Raw genomic sequence first — 21,404 nt, 5'->3', positions numbered from 1 at the left:
TTAAATAAACTATACATTATTAATGTATAATTGACTATTAAGGTTGTTATGGTATAATTCATACAAATATAATTAGGTAAAAAATAAATGAAAGTTTCTGCTATCATTCCATGCTATAATGAAGAGCTTACTATAAAACAAGTTATTGAAGATATAAAAAAATATTCTCCTGAATGTGAAATATATGTATTTGATAATAATTCTACAGATAATTCATACAATATAGCAAAAGAGGCAGGAGCTATTGTAAAAAAAGTAATGTATCAGGGTAAGGGTGAAGTAGTAAGGCAGGCTTTTTCTATAGTTGATTCTGATATTTATATACTTATAGATGGGGATAATGAATGTGATGCTTCTGCTATACCAAAATTAGTTAATTATTTAATTGACAATGATTTAGATATGGTAACAGTGGTTCGTAAGGCTGGAAAATACAGAAAAGGTCATTCATTTGGAAATAAAATGATAACATCATTTGCAAAGTTTTTATTTGGGAATAATGTAAATGATATATTGAGCGGCTATAGAGTTTTTTCAAATAAATTTGTAAAGACATTTCCATGTTCTTCAAAAGGTTTTGAGATAGAGGCAGAACTTACTATATTTGCTATGCAGATGCGTTTGCAAATAGGAGAGATGGAAGCAGAATATAAAAGCAGACCGGAAGGTTCTTTTTCTAAACTTAATACATTTAGAGATGGTTTTAGAATATTGGGGCTTATGATTTATCTTCTTATGACAGAAAAGCCTATCATTTTTTGGTGGATAATAGCCTTTATATTTGCATTATGCGGTTTTTATTATGGCATACCGCTTATTATTCAATTTATAAATATTGGTGTTGTTCCAGTTGCTACATCAGTTCTTGCTACAGGCTTAATATTATTATCTGGTATATGCATAATTACAGGTTTGATAATGAATGCTGTAGGAAGAGTAATATCAGAAAATAGAAGATTTAAATACAATTCCATTAAATAATAATTAAATTCATATAACATAATTTTTGAATATTTGTAATAATTTATTTATACTTGATTATTTATTATATTATTATATAATATATACAAAATATGGATATTCTTATGAACAAACAAACAAACAAACAAACAAACAAACAAACAAACAAACAAACAAACAAACAAACAAACAAACAAACAAACAAACAAACAAACAAACAAACAAACAAACAAACAAACAAACAAACACTATACATTCTCAAGTTTTACTTTCTTAAGTCAGTTTATATTTGTTGCAAAAAATATTTTAATAAATTTAAATACAATATTTGTATTTTATGGAGTAGTTTATGAAAATTAAAGAATTATTCCTTAAAATATATTTATTTTTATTAATACTTTGTATTTTTAGTCTAATAATTCTTTCAGTACTAGGCAATAAAAATAGAATTGGATATTTAGGTGATTTTGTATTTGATGAATATCAAATAAATTATACTCTTAAATTAAATGGTTTGTTAGATATTAAAGAAAAATTTATGCTGGATGGAGAGTTGGACAAGGAATCTATAAAGCAATTTATATTTACAAATGATTCTATTACAAATTATAGTTATGGATTTAGAATAAAATATTATGATAAAATATTTAGAAATAGTGATATATATGGTGTTTATTTAGATATAAATAAAATTTTAGAAGATAATAATTTTATTAAAGAAATAAAAATTGATGATAATGGAAGCCCTTTTGGTAATTTGATTTCTGATAAAATTATAACTGAAGAAAAAATTGATAATGTTAATTATATATTAAAAATTAAATCTGATATAATTAAGTATTCATTAATTTTATTGATTATATCATTATTATTTTTTATAAATTATCTATCAGACAAAAACAAAAAAATAATATTTATATCTTATAGTATAGTATTAATATTTCTTATAGTTGCATTTATAGTATTTTATATTATTGGAATGCAAAAACATAAAGGGTATATATCAGATTTTACATTAGTTGATGAAAGTAGCTTAGGATATGTTTATAAGGCAAAATTATATTCAGAAAGTATATTTTATGATAATTTTATGTCTTACATATCTGAAAAGCCAATAATATTGCAAGAAAAACCTAATTTTATAAAAAATTATGGCTATTCTGTTGAAATAAAAAATAAACCAATTTCTTATAAAGAAGATATATATACAGGAAGTAATTTTATATTAGCAAAAGTCTATTCATCAAGCAACGACAATGTTATATATTCAAATTCTACAGAACAAAATATCTTTGATTATAATTTACAGACATCAAAAGGAGAGAAATACAAAGTAGATTTAAATATTAAAAATATTAACGGAAATGGGAAGAAAATATATTTTGCCTTGGATAGTGTTAATGGATACTATGTAATACCTAATACTGATAATATATCAGAAGATTATAATATATATTCTGCAGTTGCAGATATAGAAACATCTTCAGATATTTATAATTCACGCATAGACTTTCGTTTCCCTTATGGTGAAATTGAAGTTGAATCTATAAAAATAGAACAAACAGAAGATAATCTATATATAAAAGATTCTAACAACATAATAATTACATCATATAATAAAATTAGTAAAGATACTTCTATAAATAATGCCTATTATTATACAAATATAAATCCTCACATATATTTAATACTAATCATAGCTTTAATAATATTATATATCCTTTACTATTTGAGCAATAAAGAAAAAGTTGATAATTTCATTAATAAAAAAGTATTTATATTAATTACAATAGCTTTAGCATTCATAATTTTTGCATTTCATTTTTGGCTTTGTTTTCCCGGTTATTATCAAATAGCAGATCATATTGGGATTATGCGTGATGCATCAAAGGGAATATATGGTAATTGGCATCCTGTAATTTTATATATTGCATCTGATATATTTTATCATTTATTCGGATATCATACATTTTACTTTACACTTATAAATTTAATTTGCTTCTATACTGGTATATCTTTAATAATAATCTCTCTATATTTAAAATTCAATAAAAAAAGAGTTATATTATTGTTTTTATTATCTTTTATAGCAAATATATTTTTCTTTAATATAGATCAAACCAAGGACGCTACATCAAGTATATATGCATGGTTAGCCTATAGTATGATATTTTTTAAATTGCTTGCAGATATAAAAAATAAAAAAATCAATATTGCTTTTTATATTGCTATATATATAGTGCTGCTATTAGCTTTGTTATGGCGTCATAATATGATAGTAACAATTTATCCGGCGTTTTTAGTTTTAACATATTTGATACTAAAAAATAGAAAGTTTCAAAGCACTATAAAATATTTATTATCATATTCTTCTATAATGCTTATATTTGCTGTTTTGCTTATATTGATACATACAATATTTCCTAGAATTTTTATTAAGGATTTATCCCCTTATAAAAAAGCAGTAAATTTTATGTATATAGCAAATATAGCATCATGCTCTGTTCTGTCTGATGATGGAAGTTTAATACCTAATGATTGGTATGCAGAAGGAAAAACATTTGAAGATTTGAAAGAATTTTATACTAATAATTATTCAAACCATATGGGAGCCGATGGATTTTATTTTCCTAGTCATAAAACTCAGATTTTCAAATTTGAAGAATTAAGAGATGTAAAAAAAGTATGGATTAAATATATATTTAAATATCCTTTAAACTATATAAAACATAATATTTTATTTGCTCATAAATTAGTTAATTGGCCTATATGGCAATTTAGTTCTAATGCTATTCAAGAAAAAAATACGAGATATGAATTCAATACAGAAAATTACATTTTTACTGATAAAGGTATATCATTTTCTAAATTTAGAGAAAAAACTTATACATTATTGTTTAATATATTGCCAAATATATATAGTATATATTTTATTTTAATATCTTCACTATTATTTTTAATATCAGGTATTTTATATATTGTAAAGTATAAAAATAATTTAATACTTTTGCTTGCATTTAGTTCTTCTTTTTCAGCAATAGCTACATTTGTTATAGTAACTTTATTTAGTCCGGCACCTATAAGCAGGTATTTTGCTCCTATTATATATGTTTCAATAATTTCATTGATATCATTTATAAGTTTTGTATATAGTGTTGGAGGACTAAAAAGATTATATAATAAAATTTTATTTAAAAGGTAAACTTATAATGAAAAAATTAAAAATGTTTTTAGATAAATATTTTCTGACAAAGTTGGAGAAAATAAGTCCTGATTTATATAGGAGGGTTACTTATGATGGTTATAAAAAGTTTTCAGAAATTTCAAGTTTAATAAAACATAAAGATAGATATTTTTTTCATAATGTTGCTATAGAAATATCTACCTATTGTAATAGAAAGTGTCATTATTGTCCAAATAAAGATTATGAAACACCTAAGGAATTTATGTCATGGGAGATTTTTAAAAAAATAATATCAGATTTAAAAGATATTAAATATTCAGGTGTATTGTATTTAACATTATATAATGAACCTCTATTTGATGATAGATTTATAGAATTTACAAAATATATTAAGTCAGAGCTTCCAGAAGTAACTCAGCTTTTAATAAGTAATGGGGATTTACTTAATCTTGAAAATGCAAAAGAATTATCTGATGCTGGTGTTGATAAATTTTTGATAACTGTACATGACAAAAATCCTGAAAGAAATTTAGAAAGATTAAAACCTGTAAAAGAATTATTAAAAGAAAAAATGCGTCTTCAAACTTCAAATGAACTTTATTTAGAAAATAGAGGTGGGGCTGTAAAAATAAAAGATGAAAAAAGGAGAGCTCCTTATAAAACATGCCAGTCTATAAGAAGTTTGACCATTTCAAAAGATGGGGACATTATACTTTGCTGTCAGGATTATTTTAAAAAATACATTATGGGAAATGTAATGGAAAAAAGTATATTGGAAATATGGAATTCTTATCATGATTTGAGAGTAAAACTGCTTAAAGATAATATAGCAGAACTTCCTATATGTAAGGTATGTTTAACAAGGGAGTAATATGTTTAAATGTTATTTATGCGGTTATGAAGGTGATATGAAAATAAAATCAAAAGTTAATGGTAGAAATATATTATTATGTCCTTCTTGTAAATTACAATTTATGTATCCTCAAACAAGTGATGAAGAATTAAGTGAGATATATTCTAGTAATAATTACCCTACTTGCAGTTTTGATAATGGTATGGATGAAAATACTATAATAAAAATGAAAAGAAAAACTTTTAATGGTATCTTAAAAAAAATACTTCCATATTGCAGCAGTGGAAATTTATTGGATATAGGATGTTCAAGCGGAATTTTATTGGAAGAAGCAAAATTATTAGGTTTTAATGTTTATGGGTTAGAGATATCAAAATATGCTAGTGATATAGCAAAAAAAAGAATTGGTGAGGATAGAATATATAATGGTACTTTAGAAACATGCGAATTTAATAATGATTTTGATGTCATTACTATGATAGATGTTATTGAACATTTTAGAAATCCAATAGATATGCTAAATATAGCAAAAAAAATGCTCCATCAAAATGATAAAAAATATGGGTATGTTTTAATTACTACTCCTAATACAGATTCATATACTAATAAAATAATGGGTAAGAAATGGCCTCATTATAATACAGAGCATTTATTTTATTTTAATTTGGAAAGTATGAAAAAAATATGTAGTATGACAGGGTTTGATATACTTTATTATTCATCATTAATGAAATCCATAAAATTAGATTATTTATATAATCAATTAGATAGAAATGGTAATAATATTTCTAAATTAATTTATTTATTTAATATGATACCAATAATAAATAAAATTAATTTTCCTTTTTTTACAGGTGATTTTGTATTAATATTAAAAAATATATTGTGAGGGTTATATGTATAAATGTTATTTGTGTGATTATGAAGGTGATATGAAAATAAAATCAAAAGTTAATGGTAGAGATATTGTTTGCTGTCCAAATTGTAAGTTGGAGTTTATATATAATCAGCCTAATTTTGAAGAGATAAAATCTATATACAGTAATGATTATTATAAAGCTTGGGGTATGGAAGATGGTGAAAATAATGAAGTAGCATTGATGAAAAAATCTACATTTAGAAATATGTTAAAAAAAATACTTCCATATAAGAAATCTGGAAATATATTAGATATAGGTACAGCGTCCGGTTTTTTACTTGAGGAAGCAAAAGAAATGGGGTTTGAGCCATATGGTGTAGAAATATCAGAATATTCAAGCTCTATAGCAAAGAAAAAATTTGGTGAAGATAGAATATATAATGGTACTTTAGAAACAGCTCCATTTGAGAACAATTTTTTTGATGTTATAACAATGACAGATCTTTTAGAACATGTACAAGATCCTGTTTCAATATTAAAAATTTCGAACAAATTATTAAGAAATTATACGGGGGGGGGGTATATTTTGATTACTATTCCTGATACTGTTTCTTTTAGTCATAATGTTATGAAAAAGAAGTGGACCCAATATAAATTAGAGCATCTATTTTATTTTAATAGAAAAAATATGGAAATTATAGCTAAAAAAACAGGATTTGAAATTATATATATGAAGCCAGCTGTTAAAACTATGACTATAAAATATATGAGAAATCAATTTAATGTATATAAACTATTTCCAATTACTCAAATATTTAATATTGTAAATTCAATACCAGTTATAAATAATTTTAGATTTAATGTTATGTTAGGTGAATCTTTGGTTATACTTAAAAAGGTTTAGTATGTTTTCTTTGGATTTTAAACAAAAAGTTGATAGGCGATTATTTGGAAGTTTAGAATATATATTGGATAGATTATCATTTATTATTGGAAAATTTCTAAAAAGAGATCATACAACTACAGAAGATAATGTGAAAAATGTTGTAATTGCTAAATATCTAGGGCTTGGCAGTATTGTAAGATCTCAAGTAATAATTAAAGATATAAAAAATACTTTTCCTAATGCTAAGATTTATTATTTAACAACTCTAAAAAATAAGAATATATTTGATATAATAAGAAATGTTGATGATATATTTACAATTGATGATAATGGAATATTCAGTATGGCTTTATCAACTTTTAATCTGGTTATAAAATTAATAAAATTGAAAGTTGATGCTTTTATTGATTTGGAAGTTTATTCAAGATATTCTAGCTGTATAGCCTTAATGTCATGTTCAAGAAACAGATACGGATTTTTCAGACATGATATTCATTGGCATATAGGAGTATATACTCATATGCTTTATTTTAATAATCAAAAGAATATAACTGATATTTATTTGCAAATTTCCAATTATCTTACTAATAGCAGTATATATGATAAAACTTTACCTAGTTTTTCATTTGAAGATGTATATAAAGAGGAAATAGAAAAATATTTTATAGAAAATAAATTGAATAAAAAAAGTAATGATATATATATTGGTATTAATGCAAATGCTAGTGAACTTGCATTGGAGAGAAGATATCCTCCTTTATATTTTGTAGAGCTTATAGAAAATATTTTAAAAATAAAAGAGAAAAATATTTATATATTTTTAATAGGATCCCCATCTGAAAAAAATTATTTAGAAAATGAAATATATAGTAAATTGGATAAAAATATTGTAAACAATGTATATATAACAGCCGGATTATTTTCATTAAATGCTTCGATATATTTACTTTCTAAATTTGATTTATTTATTACAACTGATTCAGGACCGCTTCATTTTGCTTATGCTCAGAATGTGAATATAATATCAATATGGGGTCCAGGTTCTCATAATCATTATGGTGCTTCAAATTATAAAAATGAAATAAAATTAAATTCAAATATTTACTGTTCTCCATGTTTATATTTGACTAAAAAAGCTCCATGTGAAGGTAATAATATATGTTTACAAAGTATTTTATCAAAAGAAATATATAATTATTTTATTAATATTTTTAATATAAAAGAAAATATAGAATATATAGAGAAAGAAAAGAATATAGATCATTCTTATTATTTAGGAAGTATAATAAGATGATTTTAACTGTTGTTTATATTAATGTATAATTACGGAAGGAATATTAATATATAATAAAAAATAATAGATAAATATAATTATGATATAAAAAACAGGTGGAAATTATTTATATAACAATGGTTCTGTATCAGAATTTATTACTAAAAAAAAAATATGGATACGATGTTATCAATGTACAATTTTGAAGGTAAGAATATTTTAGAAATTGGGTGCGGTGATGGAACTTTCTCATTAGATTTTGCTAAAAGAAATCCTACAACTAACATATTGGCAACTGAGCCTTCAGAAGAGGCAATTAGTGCTGCTAAAAAATTACAAAATGATTTAGGAATAAATAATATTGCTTTTGATGTGCAGAATGTTTATGATATGAAAATTAATAGTAAATTTGATTGTATTGTTATAATTTCTGTATTACATCATTTGCCAGATCCGGAAAAAGCTATTTCTATAGCTTCTAATTATTCTGATAATTTATTGATTATAGAAAATAATGGATATGCTCCAGCATTGAAGATTTTAGAAAAAATATCAAAATATCATAGAGAACATGATGAGAAATCTTTTACATTGAATAGATTGAGATTATGGATAAAAAATGCAGGTATGGAAATTAAAAATTATAAATATATAGATATAGTTCCAATGTTTTGTCCTAATTGGTTTGCTCATTTACTTAATTTTATAGCACCAATATTTGAAAAAACTCCAGTTTTAAAAAGATTAAGTTGTGCTAGAGTTGTTATTTTTTCATCAAAAAATTAATAACTTAAAATTATATAAATGTTATGAAATATTTATATAATAAACTTTATTAGTATAAATAGTGAGTAAATTGAAAATATTACAAAACCTATAATAGTTTTATCTGTTAGAGGTTTTGTAATATAAAAACTTTTTATTATTCGCTTAAAATTTTTCTTAAAACTTCATTAACAAGTTTAGGGTTGCCTTGACCTTTAGTAGCTTTCATTGTCTGACCTACTAAGAATCCGAATGATTTTTCTTTACCTGCCTTGAAGTCTGCTACTGATTTAGGATTTTCTTCTAAAACTTTTCTGATTATTGTTTCAAGTTCTCCAGTATCGCTAACTTGTTTAATACCTTTTTTCTCAACTATAGCAGAAGGAGCTTCTCCTGTTTCGCACATATCTTCAAAAATCTCTTTTGCTATTTTACCGCTTATAACACCTTCATCTATAAGTTTGAATATTTCAGCAATATGTTCTGCTTTAGGTTTGAAATCTTTTATAGTTTGAAGTTTTTTGTTTAAGTATGCATTAACTTCAACCATTATCCAGTTGCTTATTTTCTTAGGCTGTTTAGGATAAGCTTTAACTGCAGCTTCATAATAATCAGCTAATGCAGCATCTTCTGTTAATACAACTATATCCTGATCCGGTAAATCATAATCTTTTTTAAGTCTTTCACGTTTTTGCTGAGGAAGTTCTGGAAGCTCTTTTTTAGCCTGCTCAATCTCTTCATCTTTAAGAACTAAAAGAGGTATATCTGGGTCTGGGAAATATCTGTAATCTGCAGCACCCTCTTTTGAACGCATACCTTTAGTAGTGTTTTCTTTAGCATCGTAAAGTCTAGTTTCTTGTAAGATTTTCTCGCCATTGTTTAAAGCTTTAATTTGTCTTTTGATCTCATAGTCAATAGCAAGTCTTACATTTCTAAAACTGTTCATGTTTTTAACTTCAGTTTTAGTACCAAGTTCTGTACTTCCTTTTGGACGTATAGAAACGTTAGCATCGCATCTTAAAGAACCTTCTTCCATATTACAGTCAGAAACATCAATATATTTGAATATTTTTTTAAGCTCTGTTAAATATTGATAAGCTTCTTCACCAGTAGAAATATCCGGCTCACTTACGCATTCAATCAAGCAGCAACCAGCACGGTTTAAATCTACATAGCTTAAAGGTCTTCCTGTATCATCATGCACAAGTTTACCAGCATCTTCTTCCATATGTATTCTATTTATTCTTATACTTTTATTATAAGAAGAACCATCATCATTAAGTACAGTTATATCAAGATGACCTTCAGTACATATAGGTTCGTCCATTTGAGTAATCTGATAGTAAGAAGGCAAATCTGGGTAGAAATAATGTTTTCTAGCGAATCTGCTTTTCTTTTGAATAGTGCAGTTAGTAGCAAGTCCTGCTTTGATAGTTTTATGCACCATTTCTTTATTAACTATAGGCAAAGTACCAGGGTGAGCCTGACATCTTGGACAAGTAAGAGTGTTTGCAGGAGCACCGAAAGTGTTTGGGCATGAACAGAATGCTTTAGTTTTAGTATTAAGCTGAACATGCACTTCTAATCCTATGACTGCTTCATATTCCATATTTATTAATCCTAATTATTAAAGTAATTTTTAAAATATTATGTTTATTTTATACGAATTTTGATTTTTTTTCAATAGAATGATGTTTTTTTATTTTATTAATTATCAAAGTATATATTATATATTATTTATAATAAAAAAATAATTAATAACTTCTTATATTTAATAGTAAATTAAACAAAAAATCTTGACTTAATCGTTTATTTATGGTAGCATAATAGGTGAATTTTATATGTTCGCGTATAGGATATTATTTTAATTTAGGAGTATATTTATGGCTGTAAAAGTAGCAATAAATGGTTTCGGACGTATCGGACGTCTAGTTTTTCAGGCATTGGTAGAACGCGGTTTATTAGGTAAAGAAATAGAAGTAGTTGGTGTAGTAGATGTTAGTACTGATGCTAAGTATTTTGCTTATCAATTAAAATATGACTCTGTTCATGGCAGAATGAAAGCTGACATCACAACAGAAGGCGAAGATGTATTAGTAGTTAATGGCAACAAAATTAAATGTATAGGTGCTACTAAAGAATTAAAAGATCTTCCTTGGAAAGCTTTAGGTGTTGAGTATGTAATAGAATCTACTGGTCTTTTCACAGAAAAAGAAAAAGCTGAAGGTCATATAGCTGCAGGTGCTAAAAAAGTTATCATTTCAGCTCCTGGTAAAGGCGATTTAAGAACTTTTGTATATGGTGTAAACCATGAAGAATATGATCCTGCTAATCATCATGTAGTATCTAATGCTTCTTGTACTACTAACTGTTTAGCTCCTATAGTACATGTACTTCTTAAAGAAGGTATCGGAATAGAAACAGGTCTTATGACTACTATTCACTCTTATACTGCTACTCAAAAAACAGTAGACGGACCTTCTAAAAAAGACTGGAGAGGCGGACGTGCTGCTGCTTGTAACACTATCCCTTCTACTACTGGTGCTGCTAAAGCTGTTGGAGAAGTTTTACCTGCTACTAAAGGTAAATTAACAGGTATGAGTTTCAGAGTTGCTACTCCTGACGTATCTGTTGTAGACTTAACTTTCAGAAGTGAAAAAGAAACTTCTATTAAAGAAATCGATGTATTAATGAAAAAAGCTTCTGAAACTTACTTAAAAGACATTTTAGGTTATTGTAACGAAGAATTAGTATCTAGCGACTTTATACATGACTCTAGAAGTTCTATATATGACTCTCTAGCTACTACTCAAAACAACTTGAAAGATGAAAAAAGATTCTTCAAAATTGTTTCTTGGTATGATAATGAATGGGGTTATTCTAACAGAGTAATTGATTTATTATTATATATGTATAACAAAAAATAATAATTAGTAATAATTATAATTGTTAAGCTATAATAAAAGGGTGTTATATTTCATTATAGCACCCTTTAAATTTTTATTAATAATAGCAATAATAAAAAAAGCGAGCCAAAGCCGCCCCATAGGGGCACATACAAGTAAATAAATTTATTCATTTGCTAATTATAGGTGGAGGCGAGCATAGCAATAATAAAGGAGTTCATAATGAAAAAATCAGTAAAAGATATAGACATTAAAGGTAAAAAAGTCATAATGAGAGTTGACTTCAATGTACCTCTTGATAAAGAAACAAACTCTAAAATCACAGACACTACAAGAGTAGATGCTGCTATGCCTACTATTGAATATATACTTTCTCAAGGTGCTTGTTTAATACTTATGAGCCATTTAGGAAGACCAAAAGGCGAAGCAAATCCTAAATACTCTTTAAAACCTGTTTATGATTATTTAAAAACTAAACTTCCTAACAATAAAGTTTCTTTTGCTAATGATTGTATAGGTGAAGAGGTAAAAAAACAAGCTGCTGAATTAAAAGCAGGTGATGTATTACTTCTTGAAAATTTAAGATATCATGCTGAAGAAGAGAAAAATGATGCTGCATTCTCTAAACAATTAGCTGATTTAGCTGATGTTTATGTTAATGATGCTTTCGGTACTGCTCACAGAGCACATGCTTCTACTGCTGGTATAGTATCTGCTAAAGCTGGTATGCCTGCTGTAGCTGGATTCTTAATGGAAAAAGAAATACAATATTTAGGTGATGCTGTTGCTAATCCTGAGCGTCCTTTTGTAGCTATAATCGGAGGAGCTAAAGTTTCTTCAAAAATTTCTGTACTTAAAAACTTACTTAACAAAGTAGATACTTTAATCGTTGTAGGAGGTATGGCTTATACTTTCTTCAAAGCTAAAGGATTAGAAATAGGTACTTCTTTATGCGAAGATGATTATATTGCTACAGCTAAAGAAATTATGGATAAGGCTAAAGAATTAAATAAAACTTTATATTTACCTGTTGATAATGTTATAGCTGATAAATTTGACAATGATGCTAATATTAAAACAGTAGATTCTAATGCTATACCTGCTGGCTGGATGGGTATGGACGTTGGACCTAAAACTTTGAAAGAACTTGAAGATATACTTAAAAAAGCAAAAACTGTTGTTTGGAATGGACCATTAGGTGTATTTGAAATGGCTAACTTTGCTAAAGGTACTTTTGAAGTAGCTAAATTCATAGCTAATTCTGGTGCTGTAAGCATCATCGGAGGAGGAGACAGTGTATCTGCTGTTAATAAATCTGGCGTTGCTGATAAGATGACTCATGTATCTACAGGCGGCGGAGCTTCTTTAGAGTTCCTTGAAGGAATAGAATTACCTGGAATCGCAGTATTACAAGATAAGTAATAATTTATAGTTATATTATAATAAATCAAAATAGTGAGCCTCTGATAGCTTTAGCTGTCAGAGGTTTTTTATCGAACTATTTTGATTGTATAATAGAAGGAATAGAATTACCTGGAATCGCAGCATTACAAGATAAGTAATAATTTATAGTTATATTATAATAAATCAAAATAGTGAGCCTCTGATAAAAGTTTTTAGAGAATTATTTTGATTGTATAACAAAAGGAATAGAATTCCTGTTATCGCAGTATTACAATATAAGCAGTAAATAATATTGATATATAAAAATTTTTTATCTATTACTTAAATTGTAACTACTGCATTATAATTAGCTTTATACAATATCTCAGAAAATAATTTTGAATAACTTAAATCAAATTCTTTATCAAAATATTTTTTATTATATTAGATAGTTTTTATTGTTGTCCTATAGATGCTTTGCTTTCTTTTAATTTTTTATATAGCTTATATGACATTGAATTTAAATTGACATAAGTAATTCCTCCGGATACTGCGCCTCCTATTATAGGAAAAGCCTTCACAAAAGTTTTAGCAAAAACACCAGAACCAAGTTTAGCTGCCAATTTAGGAAGTAAAGAAGTAATCACAGAATAGCCTATTATAGATGTTACCGCAAAGTTAACTTTAGCAGCAGCAGTACCTAGAACTTTACCTATTGTGTTTAAAGCTAAAATAGCTTCTTTATCTTCAAACATAACACCTAAATATATAGCTACTAAATAGGCCTCTTCATCTGTCATTTCATCACCAAAAGAAAAGCTAGGCATTCCAGCTATATAACATAGCTTTTGTGCTATTCTTATAGCATGTCCTAAAAATTGAGCCACATCAGCAGGTATAGCTCCAATGCCTACAAGTCCTCCAGGTAATCCTGATAAGAAAGACATTGTTGTAGATTTACTTACTTCATATTTAATAGCATTTTTAGATACTTTTTCTATATAATCATCAGGTATTCCAGCATCATAAGCTCCTTTCTCCAAAACTAATGGCAATAATTTAGGATACTCTACAGCGAATTCTTTTGCCAAATATTTATCTCTATCTATTTTTATTAATGGTAAATTTGAAGTTGTTTTTATGAAATTTAATAGTTTTTTATCATCCATAATACTATCCTTAATATTATATTTTTAAAGTATATATTTTATTACATAATAAATCAAATATAATATATTAACTATATTTGATATGAAATTATGAAAAAATCCGTAAATTTTATATATTAAATAATTTTTAAAAATTAAATACATTTATACTTGACAAAAAAAACTTATGTATTATTATAGCTTTAAAATTACGAATTATGGAGCAAATGATGGAAGAATTAGAATCTATCTATTTTTTAGACGAACTCAATATATTAAATAACGGTTATTTTGCAAAACTTGATGATGATGATTTTGATGACGATTATGATGATTATGATGATGACTATGATGATGAAGATGATTATGACGATGAAGGCGATTTTGATGATGATGATGACTTCGACGATGACGACTTCGATGATGATGATGATTTTGACGATGATTATGATGATGAAGACGATTATGATGATGACTTTGACGATGACGACGATTACGATGATGATATAGATGACTTTGACGATGACTTCGATGATGATTTTGATGACGACTTCGATGACGATGATGATGACTACGACGATGATTATGACGATGAAGATGATTATGACGATGATTTTGATGAATAATTAATATTTTATATATAAAGCAATACTATTATAGTGTTGCTTTATATAAAAAAGGTTTATGAATGTCAGAGAAGAAATTCAAAAAATTTAATAACAACAATAAAGAAAACAATAAGAAATTTTATAATAATAAAAAAAATAAAAATAACTTCTATAAGAAAAAATATAATAACCAATATAAATATCAGGAAAAAAGCATAGAGGAATATGAAAAAAGTTATCTTAAAAGACGTATGAAAGAGGACGTTGAAAGACCTATATGTCCTATATGTAATGAACCTATTTATATAATAGAAGAAGCTATAAGACATAATGCCAGCGGAGAATTAGCTCATTTTGAGTGTATATTGAATGAAATTAAAGAGAATAATATTGCTGATATGGAAGAAGAAGATAAAATAGTTTATCTTGGTTCTGGAACTTTTGGAATTATACAGGAAAGACAAAACGGCAAGAACACTAGATTTTTTGTACGAAAGAGAATAAATTATGAAAATAGGAAAGTAAAAAGAATAGAGGATGATGCAGATCCGGAAGAGGAGGATTTATTTAATGTATGATATGCCGCTGGGATTTTCTTCTGCTGCAATGAAATCAGGGCTTAAAAATAATGATTATGATTTGGCAATAATTAAAAGCGATCCTCCAAGTGTTGTATCTGCTGTATATACTCAAAATAATTTTCAGGCTGCTCCTATTATATTTTCTAAAAAAAATGATAAAAATAATATAGAATTATTAATAGTTAATAGTAAAATAGCTAATGCCTTAACCGGAAAAAAAGGCTATGATGATGTTTTAGATATAGCTAAATATGCCGGTGAAATTTATAATATAAAGAAAGATAATATATTGATGGCTTCTACAGGAATTGTAGGTGTACCTCTGGAAACAGAAAAGATTAAAAAAGCTATTAATATATCCAATAAATACTTTAATAATAGTTTTGATAATATTTCTAAGGCAATTCAAACTAGAGATAAATTTGATAAAATATATACTACCCAATTAGAAGTATCTTCAGGAAAGACTGCTAATTTTTATGCTGTTGCAAAGGGTAGTTCTATTATACACCCTAATATGGCTACAGTACTTCTTTTTATATTTACTGATTTAAATATAGAAAAAGAAACTTTGGATAAAGCATTCAGAGAATCAATAGATAAAACTTTAAATAGAATATCTGTAGATGGAGAAACTTCTACAAATGATATGGCCCTTATTATGGCTAATGGGGCATTAAATAATAAAATTATCACAGAAAAAAATAAAAAGTTATTTAAAGATTTAAAATATAAATTAGATGAAATATGTGCTTATCTTGCTAAAATGATAATACTTGATGGAGAAGGCATAACAAAGACTATAATAGTTTCTGTGAAAAGAGCAAAGACCCAAAATGATGCTTTCAATATAGCTAAGAAAATAGCTACATCAAATTTAGTTAAAATTTTATTTCTTTCTAAGAATCCTAATTTTGAAAAGATTTTATCTGTTTTAGGAAATTGTAATATTAATATAAATAATATATCATTATCAGTAAATGATGAAGATATTTATAAAAATGGTATAATTAGCAAAAATGAAAATTATACAGAAAGAAAAGAAAATTACATAACTATAGATTTAGGATATAACACAAAATACGAAGATTATTATTATTTCACTGATTTGACTCAGGAATATATTTCAATACATTCATCATATAATATATAAAAATGTTTTTCTAATTCCCCGCCCTTTATATTTTTAGTTATAATCTGCAATTTTTATTTTCAATTATTTTATTATAGAACTATAATTTATAGCTTCCCACCCAAGCTTAAAATAAATTTATTATTCTCATACCGCACGGTGAGTAAAACTATGAATATTGATAAAATTATAATTGCAAATAATTTTATAATTAAAGCCTTTTAACCGTGCGTTGGATAAATTCTAAATTTAATAAAAACTTGGGCGGGTGTGCTTTTATAAATAAAAACAAAAAAGAAAAATTAAATTATAAATTTTAGAATAAGTAAAAAATATAAAAGGGCGGGGTATGTAATTAAAGTATTATTATTTGACTTATAATATTTTTTGTATATAATAATAGACATAAATATCTATGAAAAAATAATAAAATTTGTCGCCGGATAAATTTTTTTAAAACGTTTGTATTCATACCGTAGGCCTTAGAAAGTATGAACGCAGACGTTTTTTTATTATGGTGTATTTTTTATGAATGTACTAAATATGTTTATTAAATATGTATCACTTAATGTACTAGGTATGATAGGATTATCATGCTATATACTTGCTGATACTTTTTTTGTGGCAAGAGGAATAGGCTCTGACGGATTAACTGCTTTGAATATAGCTATACCTATTTTTAATTTTGTTAATGGACTTGGTTTGATGCTTGGTATGGGTTCTGCTACTAAATACGCTATATTAAAAACTCAAAGTAAAAATAATGAAGCTAATATTATATTTACTAATTCTTTAATTTATATATTAATAATATCTGTTTTATTTATTATTGTAAGTATTTTATTTACATCGCATATAGCATATATTCTAGGTGCCAGAGATGATATACATAGTATGACAAATACTTATATAAAGATGATACTTTTATTTTCACCTATGTTTATGCTTAATAATGTACTTTTAGGATTTGTTAGAAATGATAATCATCCAAGGATTGCTATGATTGCTATGCTTATGGGAAGTTTATTTAATATAGTTTTTGATTATATATTTATATTTCCTTTTAATATGGGAATATTTGGAGCAGTACTTGCAACAGTTTTCTCTCCTATTGTAAGCATACTTGTATTGGCAACATTATTTATAAAAAAGAAAAATACATTTTTTATTGTTAAGCCTAATGTTAGTTTTAAGAAATTTTTTGAAATATCTTCTCTTGGAATATCTTTTTTGATAACAGAATTATCATCTGGTTTTGTTATGATAGCTTTTAATATAATAATATTAAATATAGCAGGCAATGTAGGAGTTGCTGCTTATGGAATAACAGCAAATATAGCATTAGTAATTATAGCAATATTTACAGGAATGGGGCAGGGAGTGCAGCCTATTATAAGTATGAACTATAATAATGCTGTTAATATTAATAAAATATATAAATATGCTTTAATTTCAGCATCTAGTATTTCTATTTTGGTTTATATAATCACTTATGTATTTGCTAATGAAATAACTTCAATTTTTAATAGGGATAATATTGAAGAGCTTCAAAAAATATCAATTAATGGACTTCGTATATATTTTACAGCATTTATATTTGTAGGATATAATATTATAACTTGCGTATATTTTTCTGCTATGGATAAAGCCAAACCATCATTTATAATATCTATATTAAGAGGTTTTATATTTATAATGCCTTCTATATTTATTTTATCAAATATTTTTAATATGACAGGAGTATGGCTTTCTTTTCCAACAGCTGAAATTTTAACAAGTATTTTCTCTTTTATATTTTTTATAAATGTTAACAAATAGAAAAGGTACTAAAATTTACTATTTTTTTGTTTATATAATCACTGACTTAATAAATAGATAAATAATTTTATGCACAAACAAGAATAAATATTTCATATATACTGAAAATTTTTAAGTTTGTCAATTTTTTTATTCAACTTTTTCCCGACGCAAAAAGTTGAATAAAATGAGAAAAGCCCTCCAAATATTTTCAATGTAACAACTTTATTTTGACAAAATATAATTGTTTAGGCATATACTAAACACAGTTAATAGGATTTATTGCTATTATTATTTATATATTAATTTTATATTTTTCTTGAATTTGATTTTATGATAAACAGCTATAATGATAATATATTTTTAAGTTTAAAATTCATTAATAATAAAAAAGGGTTAAAACTTAGTATTAAGCTTTAACCCCTTATATTTTATAATATTAATTGTAAATTACATTTCTACAACTAAAGCAGTACCCATACCGCCGCCTATACAAAGTGTAGCAAGTCCTTTTTTAGAACCTCGTTTTTTCATCTCATATAGAAGTGTAGTAAGTATTCTAGCTCCAGAAGCTCCTATAGGGTGTCCTATAGCAATAGCTCCTCCATTAACATTAACTTTATCCATATCGAATTTTAATTCACGAGCAACAGCAATAGACTGAGCAGCGAAAGCCTCATTACTTTCTATTAAGTCCATATCTTCAACTGCAAGATTAGCCATTTTCAAAGCTTTTCTGCTTGCTTCTATAGGTCCTATACCCATTATTCTAGGCTCAACACCATGTGTAGCATATCCTAAAATTTTAGCCATAGGTTTAATTCCAAGCTCATCTGCTTTTTCTTTAGACATAATAACTACAGCAGAAGCAGCGTCATTGATACCAGAAGCATTACCAGCAGTAACAGTACCGTCTTTTTTGAATGCAGGTTTTAATCTAGCTAAAGACTCCATAGTAGTACCGAAAGTAGGGTGTTCATCTGTATCAACTACTATTTCACCTTTTTTAGTTTTAATTGTAACAGGTACTATTTCATCTTTAAATCTTCCGCTTTTTACTGCAGCCTCAGCTCTATTCTGACTTCTGCATGCAAATTCATCTTGTTCTTGTCTAGTGATGCCCCATTTTTCAGCAACATTCTCAGCAGTAACACCCATATGATAACGTTCAAATGCACATATAAGAGCATCATTAAGTAAAGTATCCTGCATTTTTGTCTCAGCCATTCTAGCCCCCATTCTCATAGCTGAAGAAGTATATGGAGCCATACTCATATTTTCAGTACCTCCTGCAACTACTATATCAGCATCGCCTGCTTTAATCATCTGTGCTCCCATAGATACTGCTCTTAGTCCAGAACCGCATAATATATTGATAGTTAATGCTGGCTTCTCTACAGGTATTCCGGCATTAACGGAAATCTGTCTTGCTACGTTTGAAAGAAGCGCTGATTGTATAACACATCCAAAATAAGTTTCATCAACTTGTTCAGGTTTGATATTTGCTCTTTTTAAAGCCTCTTTTACAGCTATTGTACCCAATTCTACAGCAGATACATTTGAAAATGAACCTAAAAATTTACCTACTGGTGTTCTAACAGCACTTGCTATTACTATTTCTCTCATATTTTCTCCTTATAAAAAATATTTTTATTTTAGATTATTTTTCTGAAATGTGAACTATTTTATTATAGTATAGTAATTTAAAATTATTTTTACAAGTTTATTTATAATTTTTTTACTATTAAACTAATCAAAATACTTTAAATATACTTTTATATATTGTTTAAATCAAAATTATTAATAAATATAAGTTTTAATAAAAAATATCAAATTGATTCTTAATTTAAGAATGCACGAATCCTAATGAGTCAAAATGTATTTCTTTATTATTTATATCTATGAATCTTATAAATGTATTTGAATATTCTTTAACTTTACCTATTTTTATTAAATTATTTTCTTCTTGTATATTATCTGTGCTTGTAAAAATAATAGCATAATCTTCTCCGCCTGTAAGAATAGATTTTAATATTTCTTTATTGTCTTTATTATCTTTATAAAAAAATCTATTAACTAAATTCCAATTAGAAGATTCGTATATCTCTATAGTTTTATTTGATTTTTCAGCAATATGAGAAGCATCCTGTAAAAGTCCGTCGCTTATATCTATTGATGAGTTTATTTTGTATTTATTAATTATCTTCTGCCATTTATCATAAAAAAGTTTAGGCCTTAAATGAGTTTTAATACTTTCATCATTATAATCATAATTTCCAGATAAAAGTTTTTTAAGTCCTAAATCACTTTCACCCGCAAAACCAAGTACATATACATTATCATTAACTTGAGCATTGCTTCTTAATATTGCTTTATTTTTTTCTATAGTACCAATCAATGTTATAGAAATGAAAAAAAAGTCATTTGATGAAGTGGTATCTCCTCCGGATATTTCAATATTGTACGGCTTACAGGCTTCTAAAAAACCTCTATACCATTCTAAAATATTTTCATCATTAATTTTTTTCGGTATTGAAAGAGATATAAAAACATTTTTAGGATTTGCTCCCTTACATATAATATCACTAATATTTGCCTGAGCTGACTTATATCCTATATCATAAAAAGAATAGTAATTCAAAGAGAAATGTATATTTTCTACCAATATATCAGCAGTTACTAAAATATCTTTATCTGTACTCATATTTTTTATAACAGCACAATCATCGCCTATATTCAAATTATCTGTATTATCAGATTTTGTTAATTCTTTTATTTTTTCTATAAGTTTGAATTCCTGCATATTCATTACTTCCATAATATTTTTTATGATTATAACATATAGAATAAAAGTTTTAAATAATGAAAATTTATTTTCACTCCCCGCCCTCTAGACTTTTTATTAGTACAGACATTTTTGTACTATTTTTCTTTTTAATTTTTTATGTTATTTCTGCTTCCCACCCAATATTTTTTTAAAAATTTGAATCGTTATTACCGCACGCAGAGTAAAATTTTGAGTATGAGTGAATTGTGAATTATAATTTAAATTAAAAAATAAAAATCTGC

17 protein-coding genes are annotated in these 21,404 nt (G+C 26.1%); 13 read left to right on the top strand and 4 right to left on the bottom strand.

Annotated features, from left to right (window positions below):
* Positions 1 to 87: 87 nt before the first annotated feature.
* From BHYOB78_RS12780 to BHYOB78_RS12745, 7 genes are all read left to right on the top strand, one after another.
* The gene (locus BHYOB78_RS12780; protein WP_020064981.1) at positions 88 to 981 is read left to right on the top strand and encodes a glycosyltransferase family 2 protein; all 894 of its coding nucleotides are present in this window, start codon (positions 88 to 90) and stop codon (positions 979 to 981) included.
* A gap of 328 nt (positions 982 to 1,309) precedes the next feature.
* Positions 1,310 to 4,162 carry a glycosyltransferase family protein gene (locus tag BHYOB78_RS12770; RefSeq protein WP_020064717.1) on the top strand — a complete coding sequence of 951 codons (2,853 nt, stop codon included), beginning with the start codon at positions 1,310 to 1,312 and terminating at the stop codon, positions 4,160 to 4,162.
* Positions 4,163 to 4,169: 7 nt separating this feature from the next.
* Entirely contained in the window at positions 4,170 to 5,015 is an 846-nt protein-coding gene (locus BHYOB78_RS12765) for a radical SAM/SPASM domain-containing protein (RefSeq protein WP_020064716.1), read from the top strand.
* 1 nt (position 5,016) lies between these two features.
* Complete coding sequence (locus tag BHYOB78_RS12760; protein WP_020064715.1) at positions 5,017 to 5,886, top strand: class I SAM-dependent methyltransferase; 870 nt, start codon at positions 5,017 to 5,019, stop codon at positions 5,884 to 5,886.
* A 7-nt stretch (positions 5,887 to 5,893) separates the two neighbouring features.
* Positions 5,894 to 6,760, top strand: coding sequence for a class I SAM-dependent methyltransferase (locus BHYOB78_RS12755; RefSeq protein ID WP_065203226.1), 867 nt, complete (start codon positions 5,894 to 5,896; stop codon positions 6,758 to 6,760).
* A 1-nt stretch (position 6,761) separates the two neighbouring features.
* Positions 6,762 to 8,036: a glycosyltransferase family 9 protein gene (locus tag BHYOB78_RS12750; protein WP_020064712.1), complete on the top strand. Its 1,275-nt coding sequence runs from the start codon at positions 6,762 to 6,764 to the stop codon at positions 8,034 to 8,036.
* 171 nt (positions 8,037 to 8,207) lie between these two features.
* Positions 8,208 to 8,801, top strand: coding sequence for a class I SAM-dependent methyltransferase (locus BHYOB78_RS12745; protein ID WP_020064711.1), 594 nt, complete (start codon positions 8,208 to 8,210; stop codon positions 8,799 to 8,801).
* Positions 8,802 to 8,937: 136 nt separating this feature from the next.
* Here the strand turns inward: BHYOB78_RS12745 and gatB are convergent, their stop codons facing one another.
* Positions 8,938 to 10,389 (bottom strand): Asp-tRNA(Asn)/Glu-tRNA(Gln) amidotransferase subunit GatB, encoded by a 1,452-nt coding sequence (gene gatB, locus BHYOB78_RS12740; protein WP_020064710.1) that lies wholly within the window; start codon positions 10,387 to 10,389, stop codon positions 8,938 to 8,940.
* Positions 10,390 to 10,663: 274 nt separating this feature from the next.
* Between gatB and gap the strand changes: the two genes are divergently transcribed.
* Together gap and BHYOB78_RS12730 are read left to right on the top strand one after the other, a co-directional pair.
* Positions 10,664 to 11,707 (top strand): type I glyceraldehyde-3-phosphate dehydrogenase, encoded by a 1,044-nt coding sequence (gene gap / locus BHYOB78_RS12735; protein WP_012671192.1) that lies wholly within the window; start codon positions 10,664 to 10,666, stop codon positions 11,705 to 11,707.
* A 201-nt stretch (positions 11,708 to 11,908) separates the two neighbouring features.
* Positions 11,909 to 13,108 (top strand): phosphoglycerate kinase, encoded by a 1,200-nt coding sequence (locus BHYOB78_RS12730; RefSeq protein WP_028331350.1) that lies wholly within the window; start codon positions 11,909 to 11,911, stop codon positions 13,106 to 13,108.
* Positions 13,109 to 13,524: 416 nt separating this feature from the next.
* Here BHYOB78_RS12730 and BHYOB78_RS12725 read toward each other — a convergent pair whose 3' ends face one another.
* The gene (locus tag BHYOB78_RS12725; RefSeq protein ID WP_020064709.1) at positions 13,525 to 14,238 is read right to left on the bottom strand and encodes a hypothetical protein; all 714 of its coding nucleotides are present in this window, start codon (positions 14,236 to 14,238) and stop codon (positions 13,525 to 13,527) included.
* 209 nt (positions 14,239 to 14,447) lie between these two features.
* Here BHYOB78_RS12725 and BHYOB78_RS12720 point away from each other — a divergent pair, with 209 nt between their 5' ends.
* The 4 genes from BHYOB78_RS12720 to BHYOB78_RS12705 all read left to right on the top strand — a co-directional run bounded on the left by BHYOB78_RS12720 (position 14,448) and on the right by BHYOB78_RS12705 (position 18,356).
* Positions 14,448 to 14,843, top strand: a complete 396-nt coding sequence (locus BHYOB78_RS12720; protein ID WP_028331349.1) for a hypothetical protein — start codon at positions 14,448 to 14,450, stop codon at positions 14,841 to 14,843.
* Between the two features lie 62 nt (positions 14,844 to 14,905).
* Positions 14,906 to 15,403, top strand: coding sequence for a hypothetical protein (locus BHYOB78_RS12715; RefSeq protein WP_012671188.1), 498 nt, complete (start codon positions 14,906 to 14,908; stop codon positions 15,401 to 15,403).
* Entirely contained in the window at positions 15,396 to 16,559 is a 1,164-nt protein-coding gene (gene argJ, locus BHYOB78_RS12710) for a bifunctional ornithine acetyltransferase/N-acetylglutamate synthase (RefSeq protein ID WP_020064707.1), read from the top strand. Before BHYOB78_RS12715 ends, argJ begins: the two co-directional genes overlap by 8 nt.
* Positions 16,560 to 17,066: 507 nt before the next feature.
* A complete protein-coding gene (locus tag BHYOB78_RS12705; RefSeq protein WP_028331348.1) occupies positions 17,067 to 18,356 on the top strand; it encodes an MATE family efflux transporter in 1,290 nt (429 codons plus the stop codon).
* 429 nt (positions 18,357 to 18,785) lie between these two features.
* On the opposite strand, the gene BHYOB78_RS12700 is transcribed toward BHYOB78_RS12705, so the two are convergent.
* Together BHYOB78_RS12700 and thiL are read right to left on the bottom strand one after the other, a co-directional pair.
* Entirely contained in the window at positions 18,786 to 19,961 is a 1,176-nt protein-coding gene (locus BHYOB78_RS12700; protein WP_020064706.1) for an acetyl-CoA C-acetyltransferase, read from the bottom strand.
* A 220-nt stretch (positions 19,962 to 20,181) separates the two neighbouring features.
* The gene (gene thiL / locus BHYOB78_RS12695) at positions 20,182 to 21,138 is read right to left on the bottom strand and encodes a thiamine-phosphate kinase (RefSeq protein WP_020064705.1); all 957 of its coding nucleotides are present in this window, start codon (positions 21,136 to 21,138) and stop codon (positions 20,182 to 20,184) included.
* Positions 21,139 to 21,404: the final 266 nt, after the last annotated feature.

The organism is Brachyspira hyodysenteriae ATCC 27164 (genome assembly GCF_001676785.2).
Taxonomy (GTDB): domain Bacteria; phylum Spirochaetota; class Brachyspiria; order Brachyspirales; family Brachyspiraceae; genus Brachyspira; species Brachyspira hyodysenteriae.
Note: the sequence above shows the minus strand (reverse complement) of the source record. Positions and strands in the feature narration are given on the sequence as shown.

Coding starts and splice junctions, on each gene's coding strand:
- BHYOB78_RS12730 (WP_028331350.1), top strand. CDS start 11,909: ATGAAAAAATCAGTAAAAGATATAGACATTAAAGGTAAAAAAGTCATA.
- BHYOB78_RS12725 (WP_020064709.1), bottom strand. CDS start 14,238: ATGGATGATAAAAAACTATTAAATTTCATAAAAACAACTTCAAATTTA.
- BHYOB78_RS12745 (WP_020064711.1), top strand. CDS start 8,208: ATGTACAATTTTGAAGGTAAGAATATTTTAGAAATTGGGTGCGGTGAT.
- BHYOB78_RS12720 (WP_028331349.1), top strand. CDS start 14,448: ATGGAAGAATTAGAATCTATCTATTTTTTAGACGAACTCAATATATTA.
- BHYOB78_RS12765 (WP_020064716.1), top strand. CDS start 4,170: ATGAAAAAATTAAAAATGTTTTTAGATAAATATTTTCTGACAAAGTTG.
- BHYOB78_RS12705 (WP_028331348.1), top strand. CDS start 17,067: ATGAATGTACTAAATATGTTTATTAAATATGTATCACTTAATGTACTA.
- BHYOB78_RS12700 (WP_020064706.1), bottom strand. CDS start 19,961: ATGAGAGAAATAGTAATAGCAAGTGCTGTTAGAACACCAGTAGGTAAA.
- BHYOB78_RS12715 (WP_012671188.1), top strand. CDS start 14,906: ATGTCAGAGAAGAAATTCAAAAAATTTAATAACAACAATAAAGAAAAC.
- BHYOB78_RS12755 (WP_065203226.1), top strand. CDS start 5,894: ATGTATAAATGTTATTTGTGTGATTATGAAGGTGATATGAAAATAAAA.
- gap (WP_012671192.1), top strand. CDS start 10,664: ATGGCTGTAAAAGTAGCAATAAATGGTTTCGGACGTATCGGACGTCTA.
- argJ (WP_020064707.1), top strand. CDS start 15,396: ATGTATGATATGCCGCTGGGATTTTCTTCTGCTGCAATGAAATCAGGG.
- thiL (WP_020064705.1), bottom strand. CDS start 21,138: ATGCAGGAATTCAAACTTATAGAAAAAATAAAAGAATTAACAAAATCT.
- BHYOB78_RS12750 (WP_020064712.1), top strand. CDS start 6,762: ATGTTTTCTTTGGATTTTAAACAAAAAGTTGATAGGCGATTATTTGGA.
- BHYOB78_RS12760 (WP_020064715.1), top strand. CDS start 5,017: ATGTTTAAATGTTATTTATGCGGTTATGAAGGTGATATGAAAATAAAA.
- BHYOB78_RS12780 (WP_020064981.1), top strand. CDS start 88: ATGAAAGTTTCTGCTATCATTCCATGCTATAATGAAGAGCTTACTATA.
- gatB (WP_020064710.1), bottom strand. CDS start 10,389: ATGGAATATGAAGCAGTCATAGGATTAGAAGTGCATGTTCAGCTTAAT.
- BHYOB78_RS12770 (WP_020064717.1), top strand. CDS start 1,310: ATGAAAATTAAAGAATTATTCCTTAAAATATATTTATTTTTATTAATA.